18 protein-coding genes are annotated in these 26,728 nt (G+C 51.0%); 1 reads left to right on the forward strand and 17 read right to left on the reverse strand.

The features are described from left to right. Positions 1–266: 266 nt before the first annotated feature. From QMO62_RS30865 to QMO62_RS30880, 4 genes are all read right to left on the reverse strand, one after another. Positions 267–1,211: a helix-turn-helix transcriptional regulator gene (locus QMO62_RS30865; RefSeq protein ID WP_284646282.1), complete on the reverse strand. Its 945-nt coding sequence runs from the start codon at positions 1,209–1,211 to the stop codon at positions 267–269. A gap of 165 nt (positions 1,212–1,376) precedes the next feature. After that, positions 1,377–2,003, reverse strand: coding sequence for a type 1 glutamine amidotransferase family protein (locus QMO62_RS30870; RefSeq protein ID WP_284646283.1), 627 nt, complete (start codon positions 2,001–2,003; stop codon positions 1,377–1,379). A 326-nt stretch (positions 2,004–2,329) separates the two neighbouring features. Then, positions 2,330–3,274, reverse strand: a complete 945-nt coding sequence (argC, locus tag QMO62_RS30875) for an N-acetyl-gamma-glutamyl-phosphate reductase (RefSeq protein ID WP_284646285.1) — start codon at positions 3,272–3,274, stop codon at positions 2,330–2,332. A gap of 355 nt (positions 3,275–3,629) precedes the next feature. Then, on the reverse strand, positions 3,630–3,812 hold the full coding sequence (locus QMO62_RS30880) for an HAD hydrolase-like protein (protein ID WP_284646286.1): 183 nt from the start codon (positions 3,810–3,812) through the stop codon (positions 3,630–3,632). 688 nt (positions 3,813–4,500) lie between these two features. On the opposite strand from QMO62_RS30880, the gene QMO62_RS30885 reads away from it, so the two are divergent. Further along, a complete protein-coding gene (locus tag QMO62_RS30885; RefSeq protein WP_284646287.1) occupies positions 4,501–4,641 on the forward strand; it encodes an NAD(P)-binding domain-containing protein in 141 nt (46 codons plus the stop codon). A 40-nt stretch (positions 4,642–4,681) separates the two neighbouring features. Here QMO62_RS30885 and QMO62_RS30890 read toward each other — a convergent pair whose 3' ends face one another. The 13 genes from QMO62_RS30890 to QMO62_RS30950 all read right to left on the reverse strand — a co-directional run bounded on the left by QMO62_RS30890 (position 4,682) and on the right by QMO62_RS30950 (position 26,105). Then, positions 4,682–6,943, reverse strand: a complete 2,262-nt coding sequence (locus tag QMO62_RS30890) for a right-handed parallel beta-helix repeat-containing protein (RefSeq protein WP_284646289.1) — start codon at positions 6,941–6,943, stop codon at positions 4,682–4,684. 179 nt (positions 6,944–7,122) lie between these two features. Next, positions 7,123–9,168: a beta-galactosidase gene (locus QMO62_RS30895; protein WP_284646290.1), complete on the reverse strand. Its 2,046-nt coding sequence runs from the start codon at positions 9,166–9,168 to the stop codon at positions 7,123–7,125. Positions 9,169–9,214: 46 nt separating this feature from the next. Beyond that, the gene (locus QMO62_RS30900) at positions 9,215–13,519 is read right to left on the reverse strand and encodes a discoidin domain-containing protein (RefSeq protein WP_284646291.1); all 4,305 of its coding nucleotides are present in this window, start codon (positions 13,517–13,519) and stop codon (positions 9,215–9,217) included. A gap of 62 nt (positions 13,520–13,581) precedes the next feature. After that, a complete protein-coding gene (locus tag QMO62_RS30905) occupies positions 13,582–16,359 on the reverse strand; it encodes a glycoside hydrolase family 31 protein (RefSeq protein ID WP_284646293.1) in 2,778 nt (925 codons plus the stop codon). A 10-nt stretch (positions 16,360–16,369) separates the two neighbouring features. Next, positions 16,370–17,920 carry an extracellular solute-binding protein gene (locus tag QMO62_RS30910; RefSeq protein WP_284646294.1) on the reverse strand — a complete coding sequence of 517 codons (1,551 nt, stop codon included), beginning with the start codon at positions 17,918–17,920 and terminating at the stop codon, positions 16,370–16,372. Positions 17,921–18,101: 181 nt separating this feature from the next. Then, entirely contained in the window at positions 18,102–18,998 is an 897-nt protein-coding gene (locus QMO62_RS30915) for a carbohydrate ABC transporter permease (protein ID WP_284646295.1), read from the reverse strand. Positions 18,999–19,013: 15 nt separating this feature from the next. Further along, a complete protein-coding gene (locus tag QMO62_RS30920; RefSeq protein WP_284646297.1) occupies positions 19,014–20,006 on the reverse strand; it encodes an ABC transporter permease in 993 nt (330 codons plus the stop codon). A 289-nt stretch (positions 20,007–20,295) separates the two neighbouring features. Further along, the gene (locus tag QMO62_RS30925; protein WP_284646298.1) at positions 20,296–22,596 is read right to left on the reverse strand and encodes a helix-turn-helix domain-containing protein; all 2,301 of its coding nucleotides are present in this window, start codon (positions 22,594–22,596) and stop codon (positions 20,296–20,298) included. Between the two features lie 192 nt (positions 22,597–22,788). Further along, entirely contained in the window at positions 22,789–23,064 is a 276-nt protein-coding gene (locus QMO62_RS30930; RefSeq protein ID WP_284646299.1) for a tyrosine-type recombinase/integrase, read from the reverse strand. Beyond that, positions 22,983–23,324 (reverse strand): tyrosine-type recombinase/integrase, encoded by a 342-nt coding sequence (locus QMO62_RS30935; protein WP_284646300.1) that lies wholly within the window; start codon positions 23,322–23,324, stop codon positions 22,983–22,985. Before QMO62_RS30935 ends, QMO62_RS30930 begins: the two co-directional genes overlap by 82 nt. 221 nt (positions 23,325–23,545) lie before the next feature. Next, positions 23,546–24,013 (reverse strand): NUDIX hydrolase, encoded by a 468-nt coding sequence (locus QMO62_RS30940; RefSeq protein ID WP_284646301.1) that lies wholly within the window; start codon positions 24,011–24,013, stop codon positions 23,546–23,548. Between the two features lie 271 nt (positions 24,014–24,284). Beyond that, positions 24,285–25,511, reverse strand: a complete 1,227-nt coding sequence (locus QMO62_RS30945) for an epoxide hydrolase family protein (RefSeq protein ID WP_284646302.1) — start codon at positions 25,509–25,511, stop codon at positions 24,285–24,287. Positions 25,512–25,688: 177 nt separating this feature from the next. Continuing rightward, positions 25,689–26,105 carry a MarR family winged helix-turn-helix transcriptional regulator gene (locus tag QMO62_RS30950; protein WP_284646303.1) on the reverse strand — a complete coding sequence of 139 codons (417 nt, stop codon included), beginning with the start codon at positions 26,103–26,105 and terminating at the stop codon, positions 25,689–25,691. Positions 26,106–26,728: the final 623 nt, after the last annotated feature.

Raw genomic sequence — 26,728 nt, forward strand, 5'->3', positions numbered from 1 at the left:
GCTATTCCTTTTAATACAGGAATGCCGCCCTTTAGCTCCGCGATAAGTTACCGATAACGTAACCGTGAGTAAGTTACCATCATAATGAATTATCATGTGTTGCGCCTCATTCTTACCAGGGGGTCATTATGCAGATGCACCACGCACTCTTCATTAGAAGTATGGTAAACAAGCTGCTGCGGCTCAACATTAAAGAATTACCGATTCGCATCCTTTTCGAGGAATACGCGGACAGGCGCTACTTCCGTTAACTTAGTCAGTGAAGTTCAATCGGAATCTTCGTCGTAATGTTTGGCGATTCCATAAGCCAACTCCTGGATCTGACGCCTCAGCTCCAGCGGCTCCCGAATGTGAATGGCTGTGCCGAACGTCATTAGATACATCGGAAGGTACTTGTTCATCGTCGGGACGTCGAGCAGAAACCGCACCTCCCGATCGGTTCGTTCCGTCAAATAGTGGCGCATATGCCAGTGGCGGCAAACCGCGTTCAGCGTGTCGGGCTCTCCCTCGATGCGGATGACCGTCATTGGTCCGTCTGCCTCCCGTTCCCGTTCGGACTGGTCACTGAAATAGACGGACGCGGAGAAACGCTCCGGCTTTTCGAACCATGCTTCAGTCCGCTCCAGCCGCGCGATGCGGTCCACGCGGAACGTCCGCACCGCCTGTGACCGATGGCAGAACGCGACAACGTACCATTCGTTTCGGTCGTAAGCCAGCCCGTACGGATCAACTTCTCGTCCGTCGTCCTGCTCCGCATTCGCTTTGCGATAGGTGATGCGAACCGTTAACCCGTCCTTCGCCGCCTGCTCTAGGTCACGTAACAACGGAACGACGGAAGGTAGACGCGACGGAGAAATCACATCCAAGCCATTCGACCGACGGGACAGATCGTGGCGCTGCTCTTCGTGCAGCCCATTCTCTACCTTCTTCAGCGCGCTTTCCAGCTCCTCTGTATAAGGATAACCAGCGCCTTGCGCAAATTTAAACGCATCCACAAGCGCCTTCACCTCTACGGAGTTGAAGAACAATGGCGTCTCCTTGAAGCTTTCCAGAATACGAATGCCACCGTCATGGCCCGATTCCGCGATGACCGGCACACCACTGGCGCATAATGCGTCGATATATCTGTACACGGTGCGAACGCTAATCTCCAAACTGTCCGCGATCTGCGTGGCGGTGAGTTTCCTTCCGGTTCTAAGTATCCAAAGCATCGAGAGCATGTTATCCCATTTCGCTATCTGAAGCACCCTCTTTTTCTCGGGAAAATGAAACTGCTATGCGTATTTATGTGAAAAATAGATATTACACTCAGGTGAATGCGGCTCTATAATTCTACTGTCTACTTCTTACAAATCCTCAATCCTATGCTTATACCCTTACTGGATTGAATTCATCAACTCATAGAAATGTTTGGGTTCTTGAGACTTATTAAGACTATACCAGGCATCTAATGTTTGTGAAGATAACACGCCCAGAGCTTTCAAGACGTGTACAGAAAATTCCAACGGAGCTATTCCAGATGCAGTGATCAATTTTCCATCAGTTACAACAGACTCCATTTTGTAATACTCTTTACCTGTGTAAGTGGGACAGATCATTTTAAGGTATTCCAGATCATTGCTTGTATGCGGGCGAGAATTCAGCAATCCTGCCTGGGCAAGTCCCATTGTTGCACCACAAATCGCTGCAACCAATATACCTTCCTTTAAACACCTCTGAGCGATTTTTAAGATGGGTTGGTGAATGGCTTCTATCCATGTATCTCCACCGGGTAAAATCAATGCATCTGTGCTTTCAATGCTGCACTCATCCAGTTTAATGTCAGGCAGTATTTTCAATCCGCCCATTGTAGTTACAGGAGTCTTTTCCATTCCAACGGTGACTATTTGGGATGGGCCCAACCCCTTTTTATAATATCTTCCCGAGTTCAGTTCGGCAGTTAAGTAACCTATTTCCCAGTCTGCCATTGTGTCAAACACATAAAGATATACCGTATTCTTCATTTACAAGTTCTCCCTATTGTACGATTCATCAAGTGATACCAACTATCAATCGGTAATCAATGATTGTCATCATTATAAAACAACTTCACTGACATCTACTGTCAGCGAAGCAATTAAAGTTGAGTATCGCTTAATAAGGGTAGACACTCAAATAGTTTCGCAATGTAGTTTCAATACAATTTCGCCTTATTTGTGATACGGTTCACCTCGCATGATCTTAAAGTATCACCATTAACGTAATGGAGGCTGCCGATAGCCAGCAGCCTCCTCTTGATGTGATTTATTGCGATATCGTTCCCCAATAGTTTAACGAATAACAATTTCTCTTACTCCAGTCCTACACCTTCGTCAAACCCAAGCATAATGTTCATATTCTGAATGGCTGCCCCCGAGGCACCTTTTCCCAAATTATCAAATCTTGAAACAAGTAATACTTGGTCTTTATGACCAAACACAAATATATCCAAATAATTTGTATTATTGCATAGCGTGAGATTAAAGTAACCATCTTCAAGATATGCCTCAGAGTCAAATGGGGCAACTCGAACAAAACGTTCATCTTTATAATAAGAGGCAAGCAATTCTTGAATATCTTTTGCCGTCATTTTTTTTATAAACATTCTAGGTAAGAGAGGAATACTGACTGCATCACCCTGATAATAGTTTCCGACTATTGGAGTGAAAAGTGGTGCCGAGTTTAACCCAGAATAAAGTTGCATTTCTGGAAGATGCTTATGGTTAAGGTTAAGTGCATAATGTCTTGGTGCGAAAAGCTGTTCTCTATTTGAGTTCTGATATTCAGATATAAGTTTCTTGCCTCCACCACTATATCCAGTAAGCGCATAACAAGTTATCGGGTAATCCTTCGGTATAATTCCTTCTGCTACCAAAGGATGTATAGCTAAAATAAACCCTGTGGCATGGCATCCTGGGACAGATACTCTAGATGAACTTTGGATTTTATTTCTTTGATTTTTATGTAATTCTGGTAATCCATATGTCCAATCCTGGTTGGTCCTAAATGCCGTACTAGCATCTATTATTTTGGTCTTATTATTACTTACCATACATACAGCATCCCTTGAAGCAGCATCAGGAAGACAAAGGAATACGACATCGGCTTCGTTTATTAAATCCTTACGGGCTTCGTAATCTTTTCGCTTTTCCGACTCAATTTTGATTACTTCTATGTTAGAAATCTTAGATAAGTAATCATGTATTTTTATCCCTGTTGTCCCTTCTTGACCATCCACAAATATTTTATATTTCACTTTTCCACTCCTTACCATTAAATGTATGTATTATTATACATATTTCCGTATATATATTCAATCAAAATCATTGTGTTAAACTCCCGATTCTTCAACGACACCAGGGAGCAGCTGCCGCAGAGGTCTGCTCCCTGGATATTCCTCTATCGTTCCCAGATAGCTTAATCCAGTCAAGTATGGACACGCTGGCGAATGCTCTCTCAGGTTTCATTCAGAATAATGTCCTTTAGATCAATCAGACTCTTGATTCGATAGCTGGCCTGTGAGAAGTCATGTGTTTTTGTAAAGTCGTTATGGACAATTGCACAGTCGATACCAGCCGCAACGGCTGAGTTCAACCCTCTGTTTGAATTCTCTACAACCAGGGTCTCTTCTTTGGTAGCTCCGAGCGCTTTAGGCCGATCAAGTATGGTTCAGGGTGCGGCTTGGTGCGCTCGTAGTCTTCTCGAACAAGGACGAATTCCATGAATTGTCTAATCTGGCGGTTTTCATGAATAAGTTGAAAATCAGCACGTTTTGCAGTCGTAACAATGGCCATGGACGTACTTTGACAGTTCGGCTAGAGTTTCAACTACGCCTTCAATCTCTATGCCTTCTGTTCTTAGATATTCCTGATAATAGACGTTGCGGACCTCACGTTGCTTGCTGATAGTCTGTTCCTCAATACTTGCCGATCTAGCTTGGGACCAAGTCCCCAATGCCCGGGTCATGTCGCGGAGGTATTGATCTTTATCCAAGGTAAATCCAATGCCAGCCAGAGCGCGTTCTCCCGCTTTGTAATACCAGAATTCAGGTTTTTTTTAATTTTTAAGGATTTTCCTGTTACTTAAACAGTGAACCGATATCCGTACGACGTTGTAACGGCTCCCTGGCCTGGTTTATCAAAAAATCACATACATATTGAAAATCCCGATATGATTACGTTGTATCCACTCAACCCCACTCAAAAATGGTCAATATTTACGCTTCTATGCTTTGCTTAAATATCTTTTTTTACTAAAAATCAATCATTGCTAGTGGTCATACTCGAGCATAACTGCCCCTTTAGCTTTAACGCGATCAGGGAGTAGTCGCCGCGCGGTGAACTGCTCCCTAGCGTAATTGCGTATCGCTTATCGGTACATTTGTACGAACCACATTTTAAATCCATGCTTTTCGTAAAACCCAACGATTTTTTGCCATGTCCATAGTTGATGAAGTATACAATGGCACAAGGAGGAAACAAGATGAGTGATATATCATTTATAGGGGTGGGACCAATGGGCGCGACGCTCGCTCGGGTACTGCTTCAAAATGGTCATCGAGTTACGGTCTGGAACAGGACAAAAGAGAAGGCCGAACCGCTGGTCCGTGAGGGAGCACAATAACGGCAGAAGCTGGTGCCACCCAGCTACTGCCGTTATTAACCTATCTATAAATTCTAACCTCATTCAAATAAAAGTCTTCCTGCCCCGTCTTGACAATCGCGACGTACCTGTATGACGCTTGGTCAGTAATAATCCTGGACCAAGTCGTCTGGTGCGGAAATCCATTGCTATCTACCGTAGCGAGCACAACATAACCGTTCGACATCGCTGCGTTATTGGAAGCCCAAATTTGAAAGTTTCTTCGTATGACCGGATCGTTGGCGGTGCCAAGCCGGGATACAATCTCGATTTTCTTGATCCGAGCTGCCGTGCCCAAATCGATCTGCCACCACGGGTTGCCGGTGACGGAAAGGTTCGGCTTCCACCCCGGTTCGTCCGTGCTGTCGTTGACCGCAAGGTTTGGGGAATAACCGCTGCTCGAGGAGGATGCGCTGACAGCGGTATAAGCTAGCGTTTGATTCGTCATGCGCCCTGCCTTCGAGATGATGTCCGCTGCGGTGGGCGGCCAATTACTCCCGCTAACCAGCGTATTGTTGATGACTTGGTTTGTGTTTAAGATGGTGCCTTGGGGGACGTTGTGGTAGTTATTTTGAATCAAATTGTCATGGTTTGGGGGGTTGTTGGCGAAGAAGGCCACTGTTGTATTATCAAGAACATTTTCTTGGACCGTCTTGTATGCGCTGCCGCCATCGAGATATATGCCAGCGATCGGATAAGGTTTGGTTGCGGACAAGTAAGATGAAGCTGTGAGGTTATAAATATAGTTATGATGGAATGTGGTATTGTTCGTGCGTCCCAGTGTGTAAATCCCGCCACCGTCATCGAGAAGCTGCATTACATCGTAGATTTTGTTGTATTGAACTGTGTTGTCATCGGTTCCGGTCTCCGTGTCGTCCCATTGCCAGCCTAGGTTGATCCCCGTATAAGGCATCGTGCGGACCTCATTGAATTCAATGGACATATGATCCGGCTTGGTAGCCAGGATACCCACGCCGTCCTTGTAGTCGCGTCCGACCTTCTCGACGAGATTGTTCGAGATCAGGTCATAGCTGCTGTCTTGAGAGTAGCTGTAGATGCCCCCTGCGGCAATATCTCTGAATGTGTTGCTCACGATCTGGTTGAATTGCAATGCGCCCTTCATCAGCATCCCGATGGCGCCGGTCGAATGAACGGTATTTTGTTCAAAGCGAATATGGCTGGTATGCATCATAAAGATCGCGCCCGGCACAATTTGTCCCTCCGATGTCGTCTTCGGCAGACCGGCTTGTGTCTGAAGATAGCCGTACAAACTCGGATGCGTCCAGTTGCTGTGAGCGAAGGTGATGCCTTTCAACTGAATATGATGGGCAGGAGTCGCGCTGTCCGTTCCTTGAATACTGACTAACGTCTGAACCTTGGGCGCAATTACTTTTACGCTGGCCATGGACTCGCCTGTACGAGGCTTGTAATACAGCATATGATTATTTGCCGTGGACTTATCCAGGAACCACTCGCCTGGAGCGTCCAACAGCTCCAATGCATTTTCGAAATAATAGTAGGTCGGATCCTGCGGGTTATTGTTTATGATGCCTGAGTTCAGCTCCATCGGAGGAGGAGCAACCATAGATAGCTCCGCTTGCGTACCGCTTACGGTGAAATCACTAATGATTAGGCGTTTATGCCTCCAATGGGCATTCCATACAAACTCAACGTGACCCGATTCGGCCCAAGTGCCAATCTCGGAAACATTGACCTTGAAAGGACTGACAGAAGTTACCGCCGAATAATACGGACCGCCTGTATTCTCGTTGGTAAGGTTCGGCTGACGCGCGCGGATTGCACGGGAGTCCGCGACGTATAATTGGCGGAAGTTCAAGCTGCCTACATTGGCTTTGTATATATTTTGGGCAGAATCATGAACTACCCAAGAGCTGCCAGGAATCTCCTGCCCCCCGCTGATGATGGGCTCATTCGTTTCTCCGGGCTTCTTCCTGTAAATGACGGCATATCCGTTCGTCCCGGAATCCTGCGTTCCGAGAGTAAAGGTACTCCCGAGATAGTAGGTGCCGCCGGACAAATTCACAATGACGTTGCCCGTCATTCCTGCTGTCAAGAGACGCGCCTGATCTCTGGCACCTGTCAGAGAACATGGCGCAGCTGAACTGCAAACCGTTCCCGTGCCTGAAGGCGACGCATACAGCTCCGTCGCCGCAGCCATCGCTTTGTCCGCCTGGGAAGCTAACGGCAATCCCACCAGCATCACCGCACATAAAAACCACAACTTGGGGCCTTTCCACTTGCGCTTGGACTTCATTAACATCATTACACCTTCCTTTAGCTAGAAATGTATCTATGCCTGGATAAACGCCCTCGCAATTCTGTATGAAGGATAGACTCAAAGAGGCGGAGGGTCCGCACTCTGGATTTGATTCCGCTGCATTTGCAGCTTAGAAGAAATCAAGGGCGAAGCAGTCCCTCGAACTGCTCCACCCTTGCAACAAGTCATCTTGTCGTCTTCAGGACGGCATACCCTTTGGGCGGCAAAATCAGCTGATCCTGCACTCGGGTTTGCTGAAGGACATTCTCATAAGGTGCATCCAGCTTTAGGGTCATCCGTTCCGTTGTTGCATTGAATACAAACCACGCCGTATAACCTGCTCCCTCCCGTTGTATGGCTTCCGCCCCGAGTGGCAGCGAGAATGGCGCTGACTTTACCCCGGCTTGCACCGCTATGCGAGTCAGCAGCTGCTTCATCGTCGCTGGCTCAAGCATTGTGCCTATATAATAGGCCGTGCCCTGACCGAAAGCGCGCCGGCTGACAACGCCTTCCCCTTGCCGGAACGTGTCCGCATAGCGCCCGACAAGCTCAGCCCCTTGGACTTCCAGGCATTCCGTCCAATACCGGCTCATGCCCTCCCATCGCTGCTTCTCTTGCTCCAGCTCAATAAGCGACACGGAATGCTCGAAGACCGGCTCCCACTCCGTGACATGCACACCGAACAAGTCCGTCATCCCGGCAGGCAGCGTCTCCTGGAAAGCGACATTGTCTTTGTTCTTGACGGAGGTCAGGAAGGTGGCGACAACGATGCCCCCGCTTGCCGTATAATCCTTCAGCTTCTGCCGCAAGTCATCGTCCATCAGGAATAACGAAGGTACCACAATGAGCCGATAACGGCTGATGTCCGCTTTAGCCGTGATGACATCTGTGCCGATCCCTAGCTGCGTCAGCTGCTCATACCATATCTGGGCATGAGAGATCCAAGAGAACTGCTTGTGCACGGGCTTGATTTTGAGCGCCCACAAGGAATCGTAATCGAACAGTATCGCCGTATCGCAGCGAATTTCCGTCTCCCGCAGCAGTCCGGCTAGCTGGTTCAGGTCCGAAGCCGCCTCCTGCACCTCCCGGTACCGCCTGCGGGGCACCCCGTCCGCATCGAGGATCGAATGGTTCAGCTGCTCGGCTCCATACGGGAATTGAATGTATTGGAAGTGTGTGACCAGCTCCGCACCTCCGGCAAAAGCATGGATCGCAAGCTGCTTGATCGCGCCCGGATACGGCTGCAGCCTGCCCTCGTGCCCCCACAGGGCGTGGCCGCCGCCGCAAGCCAGCTCCAGCACCCAGAATCGTCCAGGCTCAGACTTCGTCTCCATATTGCGGCCCAGCGCCCACTCGAACGAAGCCCCATACAGCTCCTCCCCCCGCAGGTTTGGATAAGCATCGACGCCATACCGATCCAGCTCTCGGAAGTTATCGAAGTAATCGATACTGTTCGTACCGCAGCCGGTGCCGTTCGTCGTCACGATCTGGTGCTTGCCGCCATGCTCGCGAAGCGCCTCTGCCTGAACCAGCTGATAGGCAATGTTGGACTCGCTGCAGAACCGTTCAAAATCAAGCCGCAGCGACGGATTGTCAAAATACGAATCGATCGGCTTAATCGTATTCGTCTCAATCGTCGCGACCGGCAGGTTAATCTGCCGGAAGGCATTGTACCGCTGCCCCCAGAATACGGTCCCCCATCGGTCGTTCAGCTCCTCAATCGTTCCATACTTGCGTTCCAGCCAGGCGTGGAACAAGCTCTTGCAGACGCCGCAGCGGCAGCGTCCCGTCCCTTCCTGGCCCATTTCGTTGTCGATCTGATAGCCGATAACGTGCGGATTGTCGCGAAATTGCGCCGCCATCCGCTTCGCGATACCATACGAATAATCGCGGTAAAGCGGATTGTTATAGCAATAATGTCTCCGACCGCCGAAAGGCCGCACCCGCCCGTCATTGTCCACGTACATCATGCCTGGATGACGCTCGCAGAGCCAGGCGGGAGGCGTTGCCGTAGGCGTGCAGAGCACCGTATGGATGCCGAGCTGCCCCGCTCTGCCGATAACGTCCTCCAGCCATTCGAACCGATACACGCCTTCCTCCGGCTCCATCTCGGACCAGGTGAACTCGCCGATCCGAATGATGTTCATTCCCGCGTCGGCGAGCAGCTGCAGGTCTCGCTCGATCTGAGCTGCCTTTCTCATCTCCGGATAATATGCTACGCCGTAATACACAGTAGATACTCTCCCCCTGACCGAATCGGTCGACTTTATCTTGGATTTATTCCGTTAACACCCGAAGCTCCGCGACCGAAGCGTAATTCAGCGGCTTCACGAACCGCACATAGCGGTAAGCCGTGGCATCGAGCACATAAGCGGACCATGTTGCCTTGAAGGGCAGCGCTTCATCCCCTTGGCTTCCGAGTACCGTATAGGTGGCGAAGCTCGGGTCATTGGACGCGCGGATCTCGAAATGGCGGCGCGTGCTTGCCAGATCCGCATCCTGCCTCGTCACGACTTCCAGCTTGCGGATCGAATACGCTGTCCCCAGATCTGTCGTCCAGGAAGCCGTGCCCTTGGAAATCCAGGCAGTGGCTACGCTATTGTCATTCGCCTTGCTAGCGTCGTAAGCCGCGCTGTAAATATCCGTTGCCGTCGCCGGCTTGCCTAGAGCCGCGTTGGTTAACACCTTCGGCGTTCCTGTCACGCTAACCCCGGCAGATTCATTGCCCAGTCGACCGACGGTTCGGATCATGAAGGTATACGGGGCGTTATTGGTTAATCCGGTCAAGTGGGCTTTCCCCGCTCCTGCGGGTACGGACTTCACCAGCGTATCGCCGTTATATATGCGAATCTCAGTCCATTGCGCCGACACAGGCGCATCCCATACAAGAATCAGCTCTTTGTCTTGCGTGTAAGTCGACGCATGAGTAACCTCTTCCGGAGCCTGCACAAGCGCCCCCAGCACCTTCAACTCAGCAACGGCGGCATAGCCAATTGGCTTGACAAACCGCACGTATCTGTACGCATTTGTGCCCGCCACTTCGGCAGACCAAGCCGCTTTGTAAGGCAGCACCTCAGCCCCTTGAATGCCTAACACAATATGCGTGGCAAAGGAGGGATCATTAGACGCCTGGATTTCAAAGTGACTCCGCGTGCTTGCTTGATCGGCATCCTGCCGGGTGATCACTTCAATCCCGCGAATGACATGATTGCGATATTGCTGTCCCAGATCTACTGTCCAAGAAGCCGCAGTCCTGGATACCCAAGCCGTAGACAGCTGGCCGTCATTGGCCTTGCTTGCATCATAGGTGCTGCTGTAAGCATCGGTGGCTGTCGCCGGTTTGCCCGCAGCAAGGTTCGTAAGCGTGCCAGGCGTACCTGTAACCTTGCGCCCGAACGATTCCTTGCCTTGCGAATTCACGGTCTTGAACGTGAAGGCGTATCGTATTCCGTTCGTCAGTCCGTCTATCACTGCGGTTCCGACCCCTTTGGGCACCGATTGCAAAAGTGCAGCATCCGCTTCGGGGTCGCCATTGTAAATCTTGACTTCGGTAACATCCGCATCAGCAGGTTCATCCCATAAGATCTGCAGCTCGCCATCTCCGGCAATCACTGCCGTATTGGCGACCTCCTCCAGCGATTGGAGCGGCGCCGCCAGAACTCTCAGCTCGGCAACCGCCGCATAGTTCGCCGATTTGACGAAGCGGATATACCGGTATAGCGGCTTAGCAGATACATCGACGCTCCAGGTGGATTTGTATTCCAGCGTGTCGGCGCCTTGGCTGCCTAGCACCTCATACGTGGCAAATTTGATGTCATTGGAGCCTTGAACCTCGAAGTTTCTCCGCGTGCTGCCTTGGTCGGCATCCTGCCGCGTCACCACTTCAATGCGCTGCGGCTTGTAAAGCTCCACTTGCTCCAGCAGATCAAGCGTCAAGGATGCTATGGCGCCGGTTACCCACGCTGTCTGAATATCGCCGTCGTTCACCTTGCTAGCGCTGAAGGCATCGCTGAATTGGCTCGTCGCCTGGACGGGCTTATTCTTGGCAATGTTGATCAGCGCGGGCCTAGGCTCAGCTGCGGAGATCACGAAGATATCCACGCTTGTGTGAACATCGATGTCGTCGATGTTGACATGCACGTTAATTTTGGTTTGACCCGCCCGGGCGCCGGTCACCACGCCGCTGCTGCTATGGACAGCCGCGATGCTGCTATCGGCGGAGCTGTAGGTCACAGAGGTTGCCTGCGACAGGTCAACCGGCTGTCCGTCCCGCGTCGTAAGCGCTACCCCAATTCGGGCGGAATGACCTGTCCGCAGCACGGTAGAGCCCTCCATGGTCAGCTTCATGAAGTAAGGAATGAGCGTGTTGTTCGTCAAGCTGTAGCCGGTAACGGCTGCGATGTTATTTAACGCAACATCTCTTACCGCTCCGTCCGCCAGCGTCAGCGTCACGATTTTGCCATAACCCGCAGTCCGGGTAAGCATGAGCTTCACCGTTGCGTTCTTCACGTCCGCATAGTCCATGACAGCCGAAGCGACGGAGGCCGACGTTCCGTTCAAGATGAACTTCGACGCATCGAGTACGCCTGAATCGGATACCGATTCGAGCGGTTCGCTGAACTTCAATGTAAGCTCCTTGCCCGTCTCATCCGTCACGGCGCTCAGCAGCACCGGTGGCGTTTGATCCGGTAGCCGAGGCGGCGGATCGGTCGGCACGGTCAGCCGAATATCCCGATAGGCGGGCTCGAGCCCTGCCATGAGCTTCACATACTGCAGGTCATTGTGGTTGCGGATGAACGTGCTGGTCCCGTAAGGGGCCACGTTCGTCTTGATATCCCGCTCCGAGTTCAGAATGACATTATTCATCACCGTCATCCCCGAGCTGTTCTGGTCCAGATAGATCCCGAGGTTCTTCCACCATTCCTTCTCCGGCGGCTGATTCATCGTCGTCCATGGAGAACGAAGCACGTCATGAATGTAGTTGTCTGTGATCCGGGTGCCCGGCTGGTACGATAACGTATAGATGCCGCCCCCGTCATCAAGCAGCTTCATGACATGGGAGATACGGTTGTACCGGATCGTATTGTTTTTAAGCGCGGTCGTATTCGTCGTAAAGCCCCAGCCCATGGAAATACCGGAATAAGGCATATCGGTCAGCTCGTTGTGCTCGACCGCCATTTCCTCCACGTATCCGCCAAAAATACCCACGGCACCGTAATAGTCCTGTCCGACCTGAGACAAGTAATTGTTGCGAATCGACGTTCGTCTGTCTACGGTACGAGGATCCGAAGGCGGCGCCTTCACCGTACTGATCCTGCTCGCTACCGCGATCCCGTTGCCGGATATATCGGTAAATACATTACCTTCGATAGCGTTGTCAAAATTGCCGGCGACAAGCTCCAGGCCGGTTGCTCCCAAATGCCTGAACGTGTTCCGCTCGAAGCGGATATTTCCCGCTGCCTCCAGCTGCACAGCGCCAGGAAGCTTCCCTCCATACCAGACATCGCCTACGGGATAATAGGTCGCCTGTGTGCCTGCGTAGCCTTGATTCGGCTTCAGCCAGTTGGAATGTTCGAAACTGATGCCTTGGAACTGAATGTGGTGCACCGGTTGATCGAGCGTGCCCTCCAGCTTGACCAAGGCTTCCAGCTTCGGCGCAATCACTTGTGCCGTCGAGAGATTTTCGCCAGGACGAGGCTTGTAGTAAAGCTCCCGGTGGTCCGTATCCAGGAACCATTCTCCCGGCGCATCCAGAAAGATCAGCTTATTCTCAAAATGGTACGATTGGTTGGCTTCGCTTAACGGCGCTTCATTGCCGATCACCTGACTTCGCTCGGGCTCTCGGGTCACGATAGACGCTGTAGTGTCGTTCGCGGTGAACGAATCGACGATCATATGGCGGTCCGCCCAGTGTGTCTGGATGATCATCTCAGGCGTGCCCGCCCCCCCGCTCAAACCATTCGCTTCGTACACATTCACTTGAATCGTCTTGCTGCTGTTATTGTAGGACTTTAATCGATAGTAGCCGCCTGCGTTAGGTGTGCGGGCTCTGATGCCGCGTGTGTCGTTAATGTACAGCTGACGGAACTGCAGATCTCCTACCGGCGCTTTATATACGCCATCGGATACGGTCTGCCAGCCAGTAACGCGCTGTCCCCCGCTGATCACAGGCTTCTCCCCTGGATACGCCTGATAGATCACGTTATACCCGTGGCGGCCCGAATCCTCGGGACCGAAGGTGAGCGACTCATTCAGCGTATAGACGCCTCCACGCAAGTAAACGATAATATCTCCCGCTATGGTTGGAGCGGCATGCGACGTTCCCCGATAGAATGCTCTGATCTCATCGCGAGCTCTGTCGATCGTTTGGAACGGGGCATTCTCCGACCCGTCCCCTGTCCTATTGGAGCCGGAGGGAGACACATATATTTTCTTGTGAACGATGACCGTCTTGTCTTTATCATGCTTAGGCTCCGGTTTCCCGGCCGCGAAGCTTTGTATCATAAAAAGCTGAGATAATAACAAGCTGACCATGGTCCATAAGGCGAATCTGCTTGCGAATCGCTGTTTCGTCTTGGACATCGCTTGACCTCCCGCCAAGTTTCATGTGCGATACGTGTTATGCTAATGAAATTCCGGTCCTGCTACGAACGGTGAAGCGTAAAGCTTCTTTCCTCATCCGCCCCTATCGAATACTCGAACGGAAATTGGACAGGCTCCTGGCCAGCTCCCGCGTGCACGATCAACATAGCCCTGATCAAACTGCCCGGAGCACTGTAGCCGCTAGCCGCCGTACGGATGCAAAGGACGATCCCTCCAGCCTGATGCTGTGCGGAAAATTCGATGCAATCATACGCCCCCGTGCGGTAGTCTAGTGACACGCCATCATCGAGATAATGAGACGCGATGGCTTCTGTTCCCTCCGCATCAGGGTAATAGTGGAGGAACAGCTCTTTGCCATCATAGTCCGTCGTATTCAGAATAGGCGGGGCCATTGGCAGCAGCGTACCAGATTTTACGAACAAAGGCAGCTTGTCGATAGCCGCGTCATATGAATATGTACGTCCGCCTTCCCATCGTTGCTCTGTCCAGTAGTCGATCCACTCGCCGGAAGGCAAGTAAATCTCCCGCGTCGCCGACAAATCCTCCACTTCGGTCTCCTCTACTATGGGTGCCACTAGCAAGCCGTCTCCCAGCATGTACTGATAGTCGCAGCCGTACGTTGCGGTGTCTTCCGGGAATTCGTAGAAGAGAGGCCGCATCATCGGCACACCGCTCAGAACCGCGCCATAGGCCAGACTATATAAATAAGGCAAAAGCCGGTAACGAAGCTTGATATATTCCTTGACGATGCGGAAAGCGCGGTCGCCGTAAGCCCACGGCTCCGTCCGGTCGCCATGCGCCCGGGAGAGAGGCGACAGCAGGCCCCATTGGTACGAGCGGATGAAGAAGCTCTCCGAGCTGTCCGGGCTGGTGCAGAAGCCGCCAACGTCCTGCGACCAGAACGGAATGCCGACGAGTCCCGCCGCCTGCCCCGCCTTGATCAGCACCCGCGTGCCGGAGTAGTCAGCCAGCTGATCGCCGCCCCAGGTGCAAGGATATTTGCCGCTGCCGGCAAAGCCGGTCCGCTCCCACACCAATACCCGTTCATTCGGACGCGCCTCCTGGAAGATGCCGTAGATCGCCTTCGCAAAGTACAGCGGGTACAAGTTGTGCAGCTCGCTCCCCGTGCGCCCTTCCGCGCTGTAGAGGTCGGAAGGCACCTCGGAGCCGTCGCCGCCATCGATCTTCAAGCCGTCTACGCCCAGCTCGAGCAGCGGGAGTAATTGACTGCGCCACCACGTCACCGCTTCCGGCGACGTGAAGTCTACCAAGCCCGAGTCGTAGCCCTTCCACCAGCAGATTGGCTTGAAGCTCCCGTTCTCGTCCCGGAAGAAATGCCCGTTCGCCGCTCCTTCCTCGAAGTTGCCGCAGGTTGGATTGACGAAGGGAGAGGACCACAGGATCAGGCGGAGCTGGCGTTCCTTGAGGCGGCGGACAAAGTCCTGCGGCTCAGGAAAGTTGGACGAATTCCACTTGAATTCGGTGAAGTCCTCCATCCATGGCGGATCGATCCCGATCACATCCAGCGGCAGCCCTTCCTGCTTGAACCGATCCGCCTTCGCCAGCACGGCGTCCGCCGAATCAGCACCCGTCCTTGACTGCCAGAAGCCGAAGGCCCAGCGCGGCGGCAGCTTGGCCTTGCCGGTGATGCTGCTGTATCCAGCAACAATAGCTTTAGGTGCGGGGCCATGGATGAAGAAATAATCGAGCCCACCTCCCGCCGCCCATAGAAGCGCCCGGTCCGGGACAAGCCCGCCCATGTCAAAGATCGAATGATACGAGTTATTGAAGTACAAGCCGTAGCCCTTGGTGCTGATGTAGAACGGCACCGGAACGTCGCAATGAACAAAATCGTGGGCGACCCACATCTCTTCCCGCTGGCCGCGCTTCGCAATCGTAGGCGTAGCGTTCTCGCCGAGGCCAAATATCTGCTCATCCTCCGACAGCTCGATGGACATGCCGGTGAGCGGTGAGCTGCTCATCCCTTCCGGCGTATGCCGAAAGAGCAACTCACCGTTGTCCTCGTGAAACACCGACAGCTCGAAAGGCTCCTTGTTCAGTCGGATTTGCAACCCATTCCATGCGAAGCTCAGCTCCTCCGCTCCTTCCTCCATATGCGGCTGCTGCATGCTCGTCAGATTGCGATCCAGCTCATCCAGCACCATGCTATCGATGAGCGGCGGCTCCTTCTCGTCTGGACGAAACGCCGTGAAGCGGAACACGCCTTCGCAGAAAAGCGTTAAACGTCCTTCCCAGCCGTTAGTGAAGGCCAGGCGCAGCTCACCGCCTGTGACCTCGACCCGCAGCAGGCTGCCCAGCCCTTCGAGCGGACGCAGCTCCATCGATCCGGGCAGCTCGGCAAGCAGCGTCGTATAGCCAGGCGGCTGATAGGGCGTTCGTCCCTTTCCCTTCAGCCACATGTTCACCGTAACGCCTTCATTCACGACAAGCAGCAGTGAGTGTACAGGGTTACCTCGCAGCCATGCGGCAGGAACGACGAATTGCGTATCCACGCTCGAGCAGCGGGTTTTGCCGATTTCTACGCCGTCTAAATACAACGTCAGCTTCCGTATATTGGGCGTCATGCCGAAGTCGAGAAGTATGTACTCGCTTTCGCCCGTACCCGCGTTCTCCGGCAGCTCGGCAGCCCATTCCGCTCGGAACCAGGCGGCTTCACCGCCTGCTCCTGCGGAGCCGCCCGCATCCAAGTCGTAGACTGCAGCGCCTTGAATCGTACTGATCAGCTCTCGCTCTACATCGTTCAGCTTGGTTATGGTTTCTATCTGGCCGCCATCCTGCCAGCGTAATTGGACAATCATGTCATGCTCCTTATTTTGCCGAATTTTTGTGAATTTCCGTCAGCTTGCTGAGACCCGCCTTCTCCAAGTCCTGAAGGTACTTGCTCCATACATCGTCCTTCGAAGGATCCACCGCGCCCATGATCGCTTTCTGCGAAAACTCGAGACGCTTATCGTTCAGGCCGGTATAAAGACTTTGTCTTACCTTCTCATCCTCTTCCTTGAATGTGAAGAAGACGAATGGAGCTGACGGCTCACCCCCGAACATAGACAGGATTTTATCGTTGATTTGATCGCCGGCCGTCTTCTCCGCCCATCCCGTCTCGCGTCCGAGCGAGAAGTGGAAGCCGGTTTCCTTAAGCATTGTGCTTACCTCAGTGAAACCTGGCTTCAGCTTCGGCTTGCCGTTCACCAGCTCATGCTGCTGCCCTTCCAGCCCCGCTTCCATGAATCGAATGCCTTCCGGGCTGCAGATCCAGTTGATCATTTCCAGAACCTTGTCGAGCTTCTCGCCCTTGGCTGCCGATGTAATCGCCATCGCACCCGAGATATAGAACGGCAGCTCCTTCTCCGCCAGCGCCGGCTTATCGCTGTAGCCGCGAATCAGCTGTGGCGCAAGCTCCCAATCGGTGCCGGCCACCGCTTTATTCTTATCCTCGAAATAGGAGATACGGGTACCGTACGAATATTCGATCAGCGATTTGCCTGTAAAATTCTTCTCTTCCCATTGCGGACCCGTGATCGTCGCGAATTCTTTCTCAATCAAGCCTTCCTTGTAGAGCTTGTTCAGGAAGACGAGCATGTCTCGATAATTGTTCGACGCCGGACCGTATTCGATCTGGTTGTTCTCCGGATTTCTCCAGAAGTCAGTATGCGTCCGATACGCTTGCTTGAAGCCAGCCACCAGACCGTCCACGGCCCAGCGGTTCGACATGGGAACGGAGTCCGGAAATTTCGCCTTCAATGTCTTCAAAGTCTGGTACAGTTCATCCATGGTGGCCGGCGGCTTGAGCCCCTCCTTCTCGAACACGTCCTTGCGGTAAATCCAGTCGCGCTGCATCTTGACCAGATTCTGGCCGGGCAGGTAGAACATTTTGCCGTCTTCCGTTGTGACGTATTTCAGCATGATCTCCCATTCCTCGTTGGAGAACAGCTTGCGGTAGTTCGGTATTTTGTCCAAATGATCCTTGAGATTGAGCAGATACCCGTTCTGGCCCCACTTCTTCATCTGCTGGTTCGCTGAACCGGCGTTGAAGTTCATCAATAGCTCCGGATATTGTCCGCTGGCGAACATCACATTGAATTTATCCGTATTTTGCTCCCACAGCACGTATTGCGGACTTAGCTTCACATTGAACTTCTTCTCCAGCTCCTTGTCGCGCAGCGTCGGAACATTGGTTGGGACGACACTATCCTGCCAGACGAAGGAGATATCCAGTTTTGGCTTGGAATCAGAGCCTGCGGCCCCGCTGCCCCCGGAATTCGCTGCCGGGCTGTCGGTATTCCCGCTCATACAAGCGGATAGTAGAGCTGTAGTGACCATACTCATGCTAACTACGGATGCTATTTTTGTTTTTTTCATGTAACTTCCCCCATGGCTTCATATTGGATGTGATTCTCAATCTTGGGCGTTGCCCATCGCCCACGGGAACTGCAAGCGTTGACAGACAGCGCCTCTGTTCCCTGTGATTACAGCCTCGACTTGCCTCCCCGAGTCCATCCCCCCTCTCCATGCTCGTTCCAACCAGCGGCATGCAGCGAAATTAACCTTTTAACGACCCGATCATCACGCCTTGGACAAAATATTTCTGTACGAACGGGTACACGATGACCATGGGAATGATGGAAACGACCAGCGTCGCATATTGAATGCTCTGGATCGTAATCTTGGAGGAGGCTTGGTCGGCGAGCGCCGCTTGCCCCAGCTGTGCCAATTGCTCCGCCATCTGGGACTGCAGCACGATCTCGCGAAGCACCAATTGCAGCGGCCACTTCTTGGCGTCCTGCAAGTAAATCATCGCTGAGAAGAACGAATTCCAATGCGCAACGATATAGAAGAGCGCGATTGTCGCAACGCCTGCCTTCGAGAGCGGCAGCACGATCCGCAGGAAGATGCCGAAGTCCGTGCAGCCATCCAGCTTGGCGGATTCCTCCAGATCCTGCGGAAAATTTTTGAAGAAGGCATGCAGAATGATGAGATAATAAGCGTTAATGGCCGTGGGCACGATCAATGCGCCGAGGCTGTTGTACATCCCGAGCGCCTTGACGACCAGGAAGGTCGGAATCAATCCGCCGCTGAAGAACATCGTCACCAAAATATACGCGACGATCGAACGCCGGAACGGAAGCTCTCTCTTGGATATCGCATAAGCAGTCAGCGTGGTCAAGACCACATTCAGCAGCGTGCCGAGCGTCGTAATGAGCACGGAATTCATTAGCGCCCGCGGCACGACCTTCTCTCTGAAAATGGTCGTGTACGCATTCAGATCAAGCTGCTTCGGCCAAAGGCCGATGCGGCCCTGCACAATCTGGTCCGGACTGCTGAGCGAGACCGAAACGATGTGAAGGATCGGCAAAATCACGACTAGAATGACCACAAGCATGAGCAGATGTGTGAAGCAGTCCAGCAGCCTGGACGATAGCGTGCGGTCTCTTACCATAAGTATGGCTCCCCCTTAATACAGACTCTCCTCCGTAAAGCGTCTGGACAAATAATTAGCCGTCACCAGCATGATGACGTTCACCACGGAATTGAACAGGCCTACCGCGGCCCCGAAGCTAAAATCGAGATCGACAAGCCCTCGCCGATAGACGTAGGTCGAGAACACATCCGCCGTCTCGTAGGTCGCCGGGCTGTACATTAGAATGATCTTGTCGGCGCCGACGCCAACCAAGCGGGAGATGTTCAGAATCAGCAGCACGACGATCGTCGTCTTGAGCGCCGGAAGCGTAATATGCCACATTTGCCTGAGGCGGGACGCGCCGTCGATGACAGCGGATTCATATAACTGCGTATCTACCTTCGAGATGGCGGCCAAATAAATGATCGCGCCAAAGCCCATTTCCTGCCAAATGCCAGAGCCAATATACAACGTGCGGAACCATTCCACGGCACCGAAATAATACTTGGGTTCGATGCCAAATAGGTCTTGCAGCAGCGTGTTGACCGCCCCGCCGGAAGGCGACAGCAGCAGCTTCATCATGCCAACAATCGCAACCAGCGAAAGAAAATGCGGCAAGTAGCTGATCGTCTGCACAAAGCGCTTATATAGAGCCCATCGCACCTCGTTCAGCGCCAGCGCGAACAGGATCGGAATCGGGAAACCGAATAATAGCGACAGGAAGCTCAGCAGCAGCGTGTTGCGGAGAAGTCTCATGAAATTGGAATTCTCGAAGAACGATTGGAAATGCTCGAAGCCGACCCACTTCGACTGGTTAATGCTTTCCAGAAAGCTCATGCCCGCGGTCATCTTGAAATCCTTGAAGGCGATCAGGATGCCGTACATGGGCACGTAGTCAAAAATAAAGAAATAAATCAATCCCGGAAGAACCATAAGCAAAAGCATTTTCCGCTGCTGTATGTCCTTCCAGGTACGGCCCAGCCAGGATAACTCGGCCTTTCCTTTTTGCGGATTAGCAGATGGGGTATCCGTTGCGGTAGCGTGCATGGTGTAGACCTCTCCTCTCTAATAGGGTAAATGGGGTAATCCAATCGTAAGCTGGCTTGTGAATTCATCATGACGCACAGCCGGCCTTCACGTAAACGGACAGTTCTTTTGTCCGGCACGCATTCGTTTGGATTTGCGGCGTTTCTCAAGCGATGTCCCGCCTAAAGTCCGGGAGGGGACACGAGTTGCGATGTCCGGACCTTTCATGTAGAGATGACGCAGTATCAAGGGTTGGATCACGTTCTGTATGAAAAAAAGACCTCGCTTGTGGAGGTCTGTGCTCTATGCTCTATGCTCTGAAGGAATCCCGATATTGCGTTGGCTGTATCCCCTTCACCCGCTTGAAGGCGCGGCGGAACACCCTGTCGCTGCTGTACCCAACCTGAGCGGCAATGTCCTGTATGGAGTGTCCGCTGTGGGCAAGAAGCTCGCAAGCTTTGTCCAACCGTTTGTTTTCTAAATAGACTGAGAAATTCATCTGCAAATGCTGCTTGAAAAAGTACGAAATGTAGCTCTCGGTCAGCTTCATATGCGTAGACAGGCTGGTTAACGACAGATCTGGATTGCCGTATTCGATTTCGATGAACTCCAACATCTGCCGTAGGGTGTCTTCGTTGTGTCGATTGCGATTTTGCTTCGCTTCTTCACAAAGTACCAGCAGGTATTTGGAAATCAAGCTGTAGGTCTCGGCAAAATCCCCGTGCTTCGCCTGAACGAGCTTGCTTGGCCAGTCGTCAAGCGCTTGCCCATTCTTGATCTGCATTTGTCCGCTAATCTTCGTCAGTGTCCCCCTTAACTCCAGCAGCAGCTGATGCAAGACGGATGGAGCAAGCTTTCGTTTCTGCAGGTTCTCAGCATAAATATGCTCAAGCAAGGAAGCCAGCTCGCCCGATTCGCCTGCCAGAACCGTGTTATTCAGCTTGACCTCTACTTCCATGGGATAGTAATAGCTTGTTTCCGTCGGTACGAGCTCTTGCGTCCAGACGATGCCGCTGCTTTCCTCCACGTAGTCTATAGTCTGTCTCGTTTGCTGATACGCCTTCCAGCTATCGTTCAACGATTCGTAAGGAGGACTTGCGATCATCGTGCCATGGATGGCAAATTTAGTACGGAGCAGCTCATCGAGCGTACCCAGCTTTTGCTGCAATTCCTCGCGGAAGTCGTCCGGATCGGCAGAAGCTAGTCCGTACCAGACTACAATTGTATCTTCGCTAACGTCGTGGATCCAGTTGTCGCTGCCTAGAATATCCCCGAGCAGATTCTTCACAATGAATTTGCTGAAGTGGAGCTCTTTCAAAAAGTCCGGCGAAATGATCCCGTTGTAGCCGCGAATTTTGACCATTAGCAAAAGAAAGCCTGCTCTCTTGTTATGCAGTCTGGCTTGGATTTGAAACGCTTCCATCTCATTTGAGGAATGAAAGTCGCCTCGCAGCAGCTTATCGAGGAAGCTATTTTTCAATAGCGGCAGCTGCTCATCCATCATATGCTCCAGCTGCTGCTTGCTGCTGATAATTTCATGCAGAGCGACCTTCATAAACTCGTATTCGTTCTGTCCCTTGCCCTCTTCGCGGGTCACGTAGGTTTTGAACGAATGGAACAATTCCTGCAGCGGCTTGCTGTTCCGATAAGATAAATAAACGGCAATGCAAAGACCCACCAGCAAAGTAAACAACGTCATATACCAGGTGGTTCGCTTGATAAACACCGCTTTGGACAATACAGAATCCGAGGGTGTTACCGAAATGTACTTCCAGCCGTTATAATTGGACGTTGTATAAGCAACAAGCATGTCTTGCCCATCCATTTGCTTATGAAAATAATCATGCTCCCTGGATATCTCCGCAGGCTGGACAAGCAGCGGGTCTTCCTTCGTAGAGGCCATGACCTGTCCGGCGCCATCCACGATATAGGCCCAGCCGCCTGAATCCCCCGTCACATGGTGCAGCATGGAGGATAGCTTCGATTCGTCGATATATATAACGAATGCGCCATCGGGAGCCGCGTTGCTCCCCAAATAAAGCGAGCTGGTATAAGCAACCGCCGGAATCTGCCTCCCGTCAAAATGAAGAACGGCCGGCGGCATAAACGACTTGAATCGTTCAGTGATCAATGAACTCCAGCGCTCGTAGCCCAGGTGTCCGAATTTCATAAACCGCTCATACTCTTCCTTGCCGTGATATATGCCTCCGCTAACGGAAATCAGCGTCTCCGACTTTTTCAAGAAAACCGCAAAATCGAAGATGAATTCATTGGTCATGTAAGAGCTAAGATCCTTCTTCAATTCCGTAAACAAGTAATAATCATCGTCCAAGAGCGGCAATCCAACAGTCATTGCGCTTCTCACGTTCGCCAATATGGAGAAGCGGTTGACCATGTTATCGATCTCTGCCAGCCTTTGATCTATGATCTCCATATTCTGCTTCAGGATGGACGAGTTGGCCTGAAGCGCACCATCCTCCACTACGTTCACCGTATGGGTGTACAGGTACGAACCCATGAGAATAGGAACCATGAGGACGATAAGATAGGATACGAAAAAACGCTTCAATGCGCCATTGTTCCCGATTGCATTCGCTAAAGTCCGCAGCATCGATGATCCGCCCTCCACCCCGGCTTCCATTCAAGCCTTATGCCGGATTCCCTTTTAGAATAATAGATGGCCATCGATTGAGCAAGCAGGAAGTGTAAAAGTCGGAAGGCAGGCCCAGAGCTTCTTCAGTTACCAATTTGTGATACTCGTCGATAATTTCATGCTCTTGCTGTCGGTTTTGTTGTTTAGGCGTCAATTTGCTCCCCAAGCTCTCTGTCTCCTTTTTAATAATTGAACTTTCATCGTTACTCCAAAACAAAATGACGCTAAAATAACCGACGATAAAGTTCTCCGGCGTTCACCACGCAGTTGAGCATATATTTGGGTGGTGGATGCTTTTTCATGTCCTAGCATGCCTTGAATAAAATCTAACGGGGCTCCGTTATCTAGGAGTTGGCAAGCGTAGGTATGACGAAAGCGATGGGGGTATACATTTGCCTCGATCTCTCGGCGATCTTTAATGCCCACCTGAGTGTTGGAATAGCCATGCGCTTAATTGGTTTTGTATCCGTTACAAATAGGGCTTTGCACGAGTACCCCTTCCCATTTACAATGGCAGAGCAGTTCTCCCAATTCAGATCCTCAATGTTTAACTTCTCGACTTCTCCAATACGACAGCCTGTGCTGTAGAGAAACTCAAGTAGCGCTCTTTCTCTATGTGTTCGACATGAGATCTTCAGATGAATGATATCTTCTTCCACCAAAAACTTAGGAATACGTTTATCCATTTTGGGCTCACGTAGTTTGAGCGAAGGGTTGGTAGGTAAATAGGTTTCCTCATATGCAAACCGGAATATGGAACGTACAAGCTAAGCAGTCCGAACGGTTGAAACCAAGTAGCTTAGGGTACCGCATACTAACCAAAACCTCCTATGAGAAAGCAATTAGTTCTAGTTTGCTTCTAGTAGGAGGTTTTAGACTATGGATTCAATTAGCGTGTCCAATAAGTTTAATCATCAAAATTCATTAAGTGCCTGAAATCTGCAGGCATTTCGGTCAATAGCTGATGTAACGCCTTAGGATACAGCTTTACTTGGTTGATTTCACTCATACTAATCCACCTAAACGTCAGGTTTACTGTTTCTTCAATACCTTCAAACTCTATGAAATCATGTTGCAATTGATCAAGTGACTCGACCTCATAATACATTCCAAATTCGTGAAGTGACTCATTCCCATAGGCATTGAAATTTTCAATAATGGCAAACAGCCGTGAGACTTTGACTCGAAACCCTAACTCCTCCAAAAATTCACGAACGACTACGTTCCCTGTTGGTTCGTTCACTTCGGCTCTTCCCCCAGGTAAGACCCAAGCATCCCCTTTCTTATTTCTCTGGAAAAGAATCTTATCTCCGCTACGTAATACCCCTGCAACTCTAAATAAATATTCACCTTGATGGTTCTTAATCGTTATCAATGAATTCTCCCTCATCCATGTATTGTTTAGCAAATCTGCCCGTTACTTCGACGACACCAGGGAGCAGCTGCCGCGGTGATCTGCTCCCTAGTTATTCCGCTAACGTCTCCCGTTAGTTCAAGATACCAACTAATATCTCCCCTGGAACGTCCTATAATATAGTACGTTCGGGTCAGTTTTTTTAACGAGGATGACGATGAGACACATTGGGTAATAAGCAATTATACTTCTTTAATTAGGGGAGACGATTACCGTTAAAAAGAGCTTTAGATTATCGGGTTCCACGAAAAGTGCGGCGCATGTCTTCAACCCACTCATGTGGAATCTCCCAAGGAATGAAATGTCCGCCCTGTTCATGAGCCGTGATGTTAACATGGTTGTACCAAGGTGCTCGATCGCTCTCCAGAAAATGCTGTACACGAGCGTCAGTTGTAATGCCCGGCGGATTTTCATAGCCGACGAACGTGATTCCGGTTGGCGCTTCGATAACTGGCCAGCGGTCATGTACGGGTGTCCACGGATAACGGTTATTGTTGGCGTAAACGCGCATGGATGTTTCAATAGTGTTCGTAACCCAGTAGATCGTCGCGTGCGTGAGCAGGTCGTCCTTTGAAAAAACATGCTCAAGATTGCCGTGGTTATTACTCCATCTGGCCCAGCGTTCCAATATCCACGCTAGCATGCCGACAGGTGAGTCGCTCAAACCGTAGGCCAGTGTGCCGGGGTCGAGGGTATGAACAGCAAGATGTGAGGCAAATCGACGGTCTAGTTCAAAAATTTTGGTTCGGATACTCTCGGTCAGATTGTCCGGAAGGGGGCGGCCGCCAGTGAGATCCCAGGCACGTTCCCCATTAAACAAACTCAGTTTTTGTGCGGAACCGATATGAATGCCATAGAGTTCATCCGGATACTTATGTCCGAGCTGACCGGTTACGAGCGCCCCGACATCACAACCTGCAGCAGCATATTTAGAATAGCCGAGAATATCCGACATGAGCGTGTGCCACAGATCGGAAATTTTCCAAAAGTTCATATCAGGGTTATTAGGCAGTGGCGAGGAGAAGCCGAATCCCGGGAGTGATGGTACGATAACATCAAAGGCCTCGGTTGGGTCGCCTCCGAAGGCAGCGGGGTCGGCCAGCGGTTCGATGACTTTGGACCAATGCCAGAAGGTCCACGGCCAGCCATGGGAAAGGATTAAAGGGATTGGTCTTGGGCCTTTTCCAGGTTTTCGCATAAAGTGCACAGGTACACCGTTAACGTCTACGTGATAATGTTCGTAGGCGTTTATTTCTCTTTCGGCTTTTCGCCAATCGAAACGGTTTATCCACTCCTCAACCAAGCCTTCAAGATAATTTCGATTCACACCGTAAAACCAATCCTCATTACCGGCATCAAGGGGCCATCTGGTCGATTGAAGCCGGTACCGCAGGTCGGCAAGTACCTCATCTGGTACGAAAATTGGCCGGGGTTCAAGCGGGAAAGGGGCGTTTGCCATGAAGAAACTTCCTCCTTAAGAAAAACAAGTTGAGGAAATTATATAATTAATTTATATAAATGTCTAATATAATTTGCTGGTTAGTCGCAAGGTGTATCTCCAAATGTAAAAACAAGGCAAGATTGTTCTTGCCTTGTTCGAAAGAAATTTCTTTTGGGATCATGCCTATTCCATTGACTACATGTTGTAGTTACCAATTTCAGAAAGATGCCTCAGTGCAGGGATTGCAACTGCAATAGCAATTTTCTCCTCTTGCGTAAGTCTTTCGAACAATTTCGAAAGGTGCGCTATGCGTTCCGAGCGGCGCGAATCAATTATTTTTGCTCCTTCCTGAGTGATATGCACAAGGACTACCCGACCGTCACTCGGATCCGACCGGCGCTCAACCAGCCCGTCCCGTTCCAGACGGGTGACCAGCTGTGTTATTGCTGATTGCGTAATTTGTTCTGTGGCCGTCAACTCCGTTAACCGCATAGGGCTTTTGCGCGATAAGGTGTGAAGGACAGAAAGAGTAGTAAAACTTAGCTTTTCAATGGATGGCAGACGAATAATAATCCTCGTCAGTTCCTCGAATATCATAGCGAAATCGGTCATTGTAATATCGTTAGAGTGGTCATTTGGTTTCATAAAACAAATTATATCACAAACTTATATATATGTTGGAATTAGCCGACTTCGAAGCCGAATACAATTCGAGAGAGGTGACAATTATTTCAGCCGATTACCACGCTATCTTGCCCGCTATTTCAATGGTAGTCAGGGAGCCGCTCTGCTCCCTGGTGTTATCGTTTCCGATAGTTGAACGAAGTTTTAATAATGAATTGCCAGTTGGGAGGCAATTCATAGTCCCTAATGTTTTTGTACTCTAGAACAACTACCGTTCCGGTATTATCTATTCTAAACCTCATTGAATCCATACATCAAAGTTAGGTCCTACATAAGGGATTGTTTTAACATTAACATCAAAATGCGAAGAATGATATTCAACATCTAAATCAGTCCCACCCAGAAAAAGCGCAAACGCAGGTGATACTGTTAGTTTATCTTTATATTATTGGTTAATCTGCTCCTGTATTTTGGGAAATGGGTCGGATTTATCGCGCTTGGTCTAACCTACATATTATTGCTTTTTTATGATACAAAATATATCCATCTGATCGGACTTCAGAAAGGTGGCATCTCGGGAAGGGATCAATATATGCATCAATTTAAGGCGA

The organism is Paenibacillus silviterrae (assembly GCF_030167925.1).
Lineage (GTDB): Bacteria > Bacillota > Bacilli > Paenibacillales > NBRC-103111 > Paenibacillus_G > Paenibacillus_G silviterrae.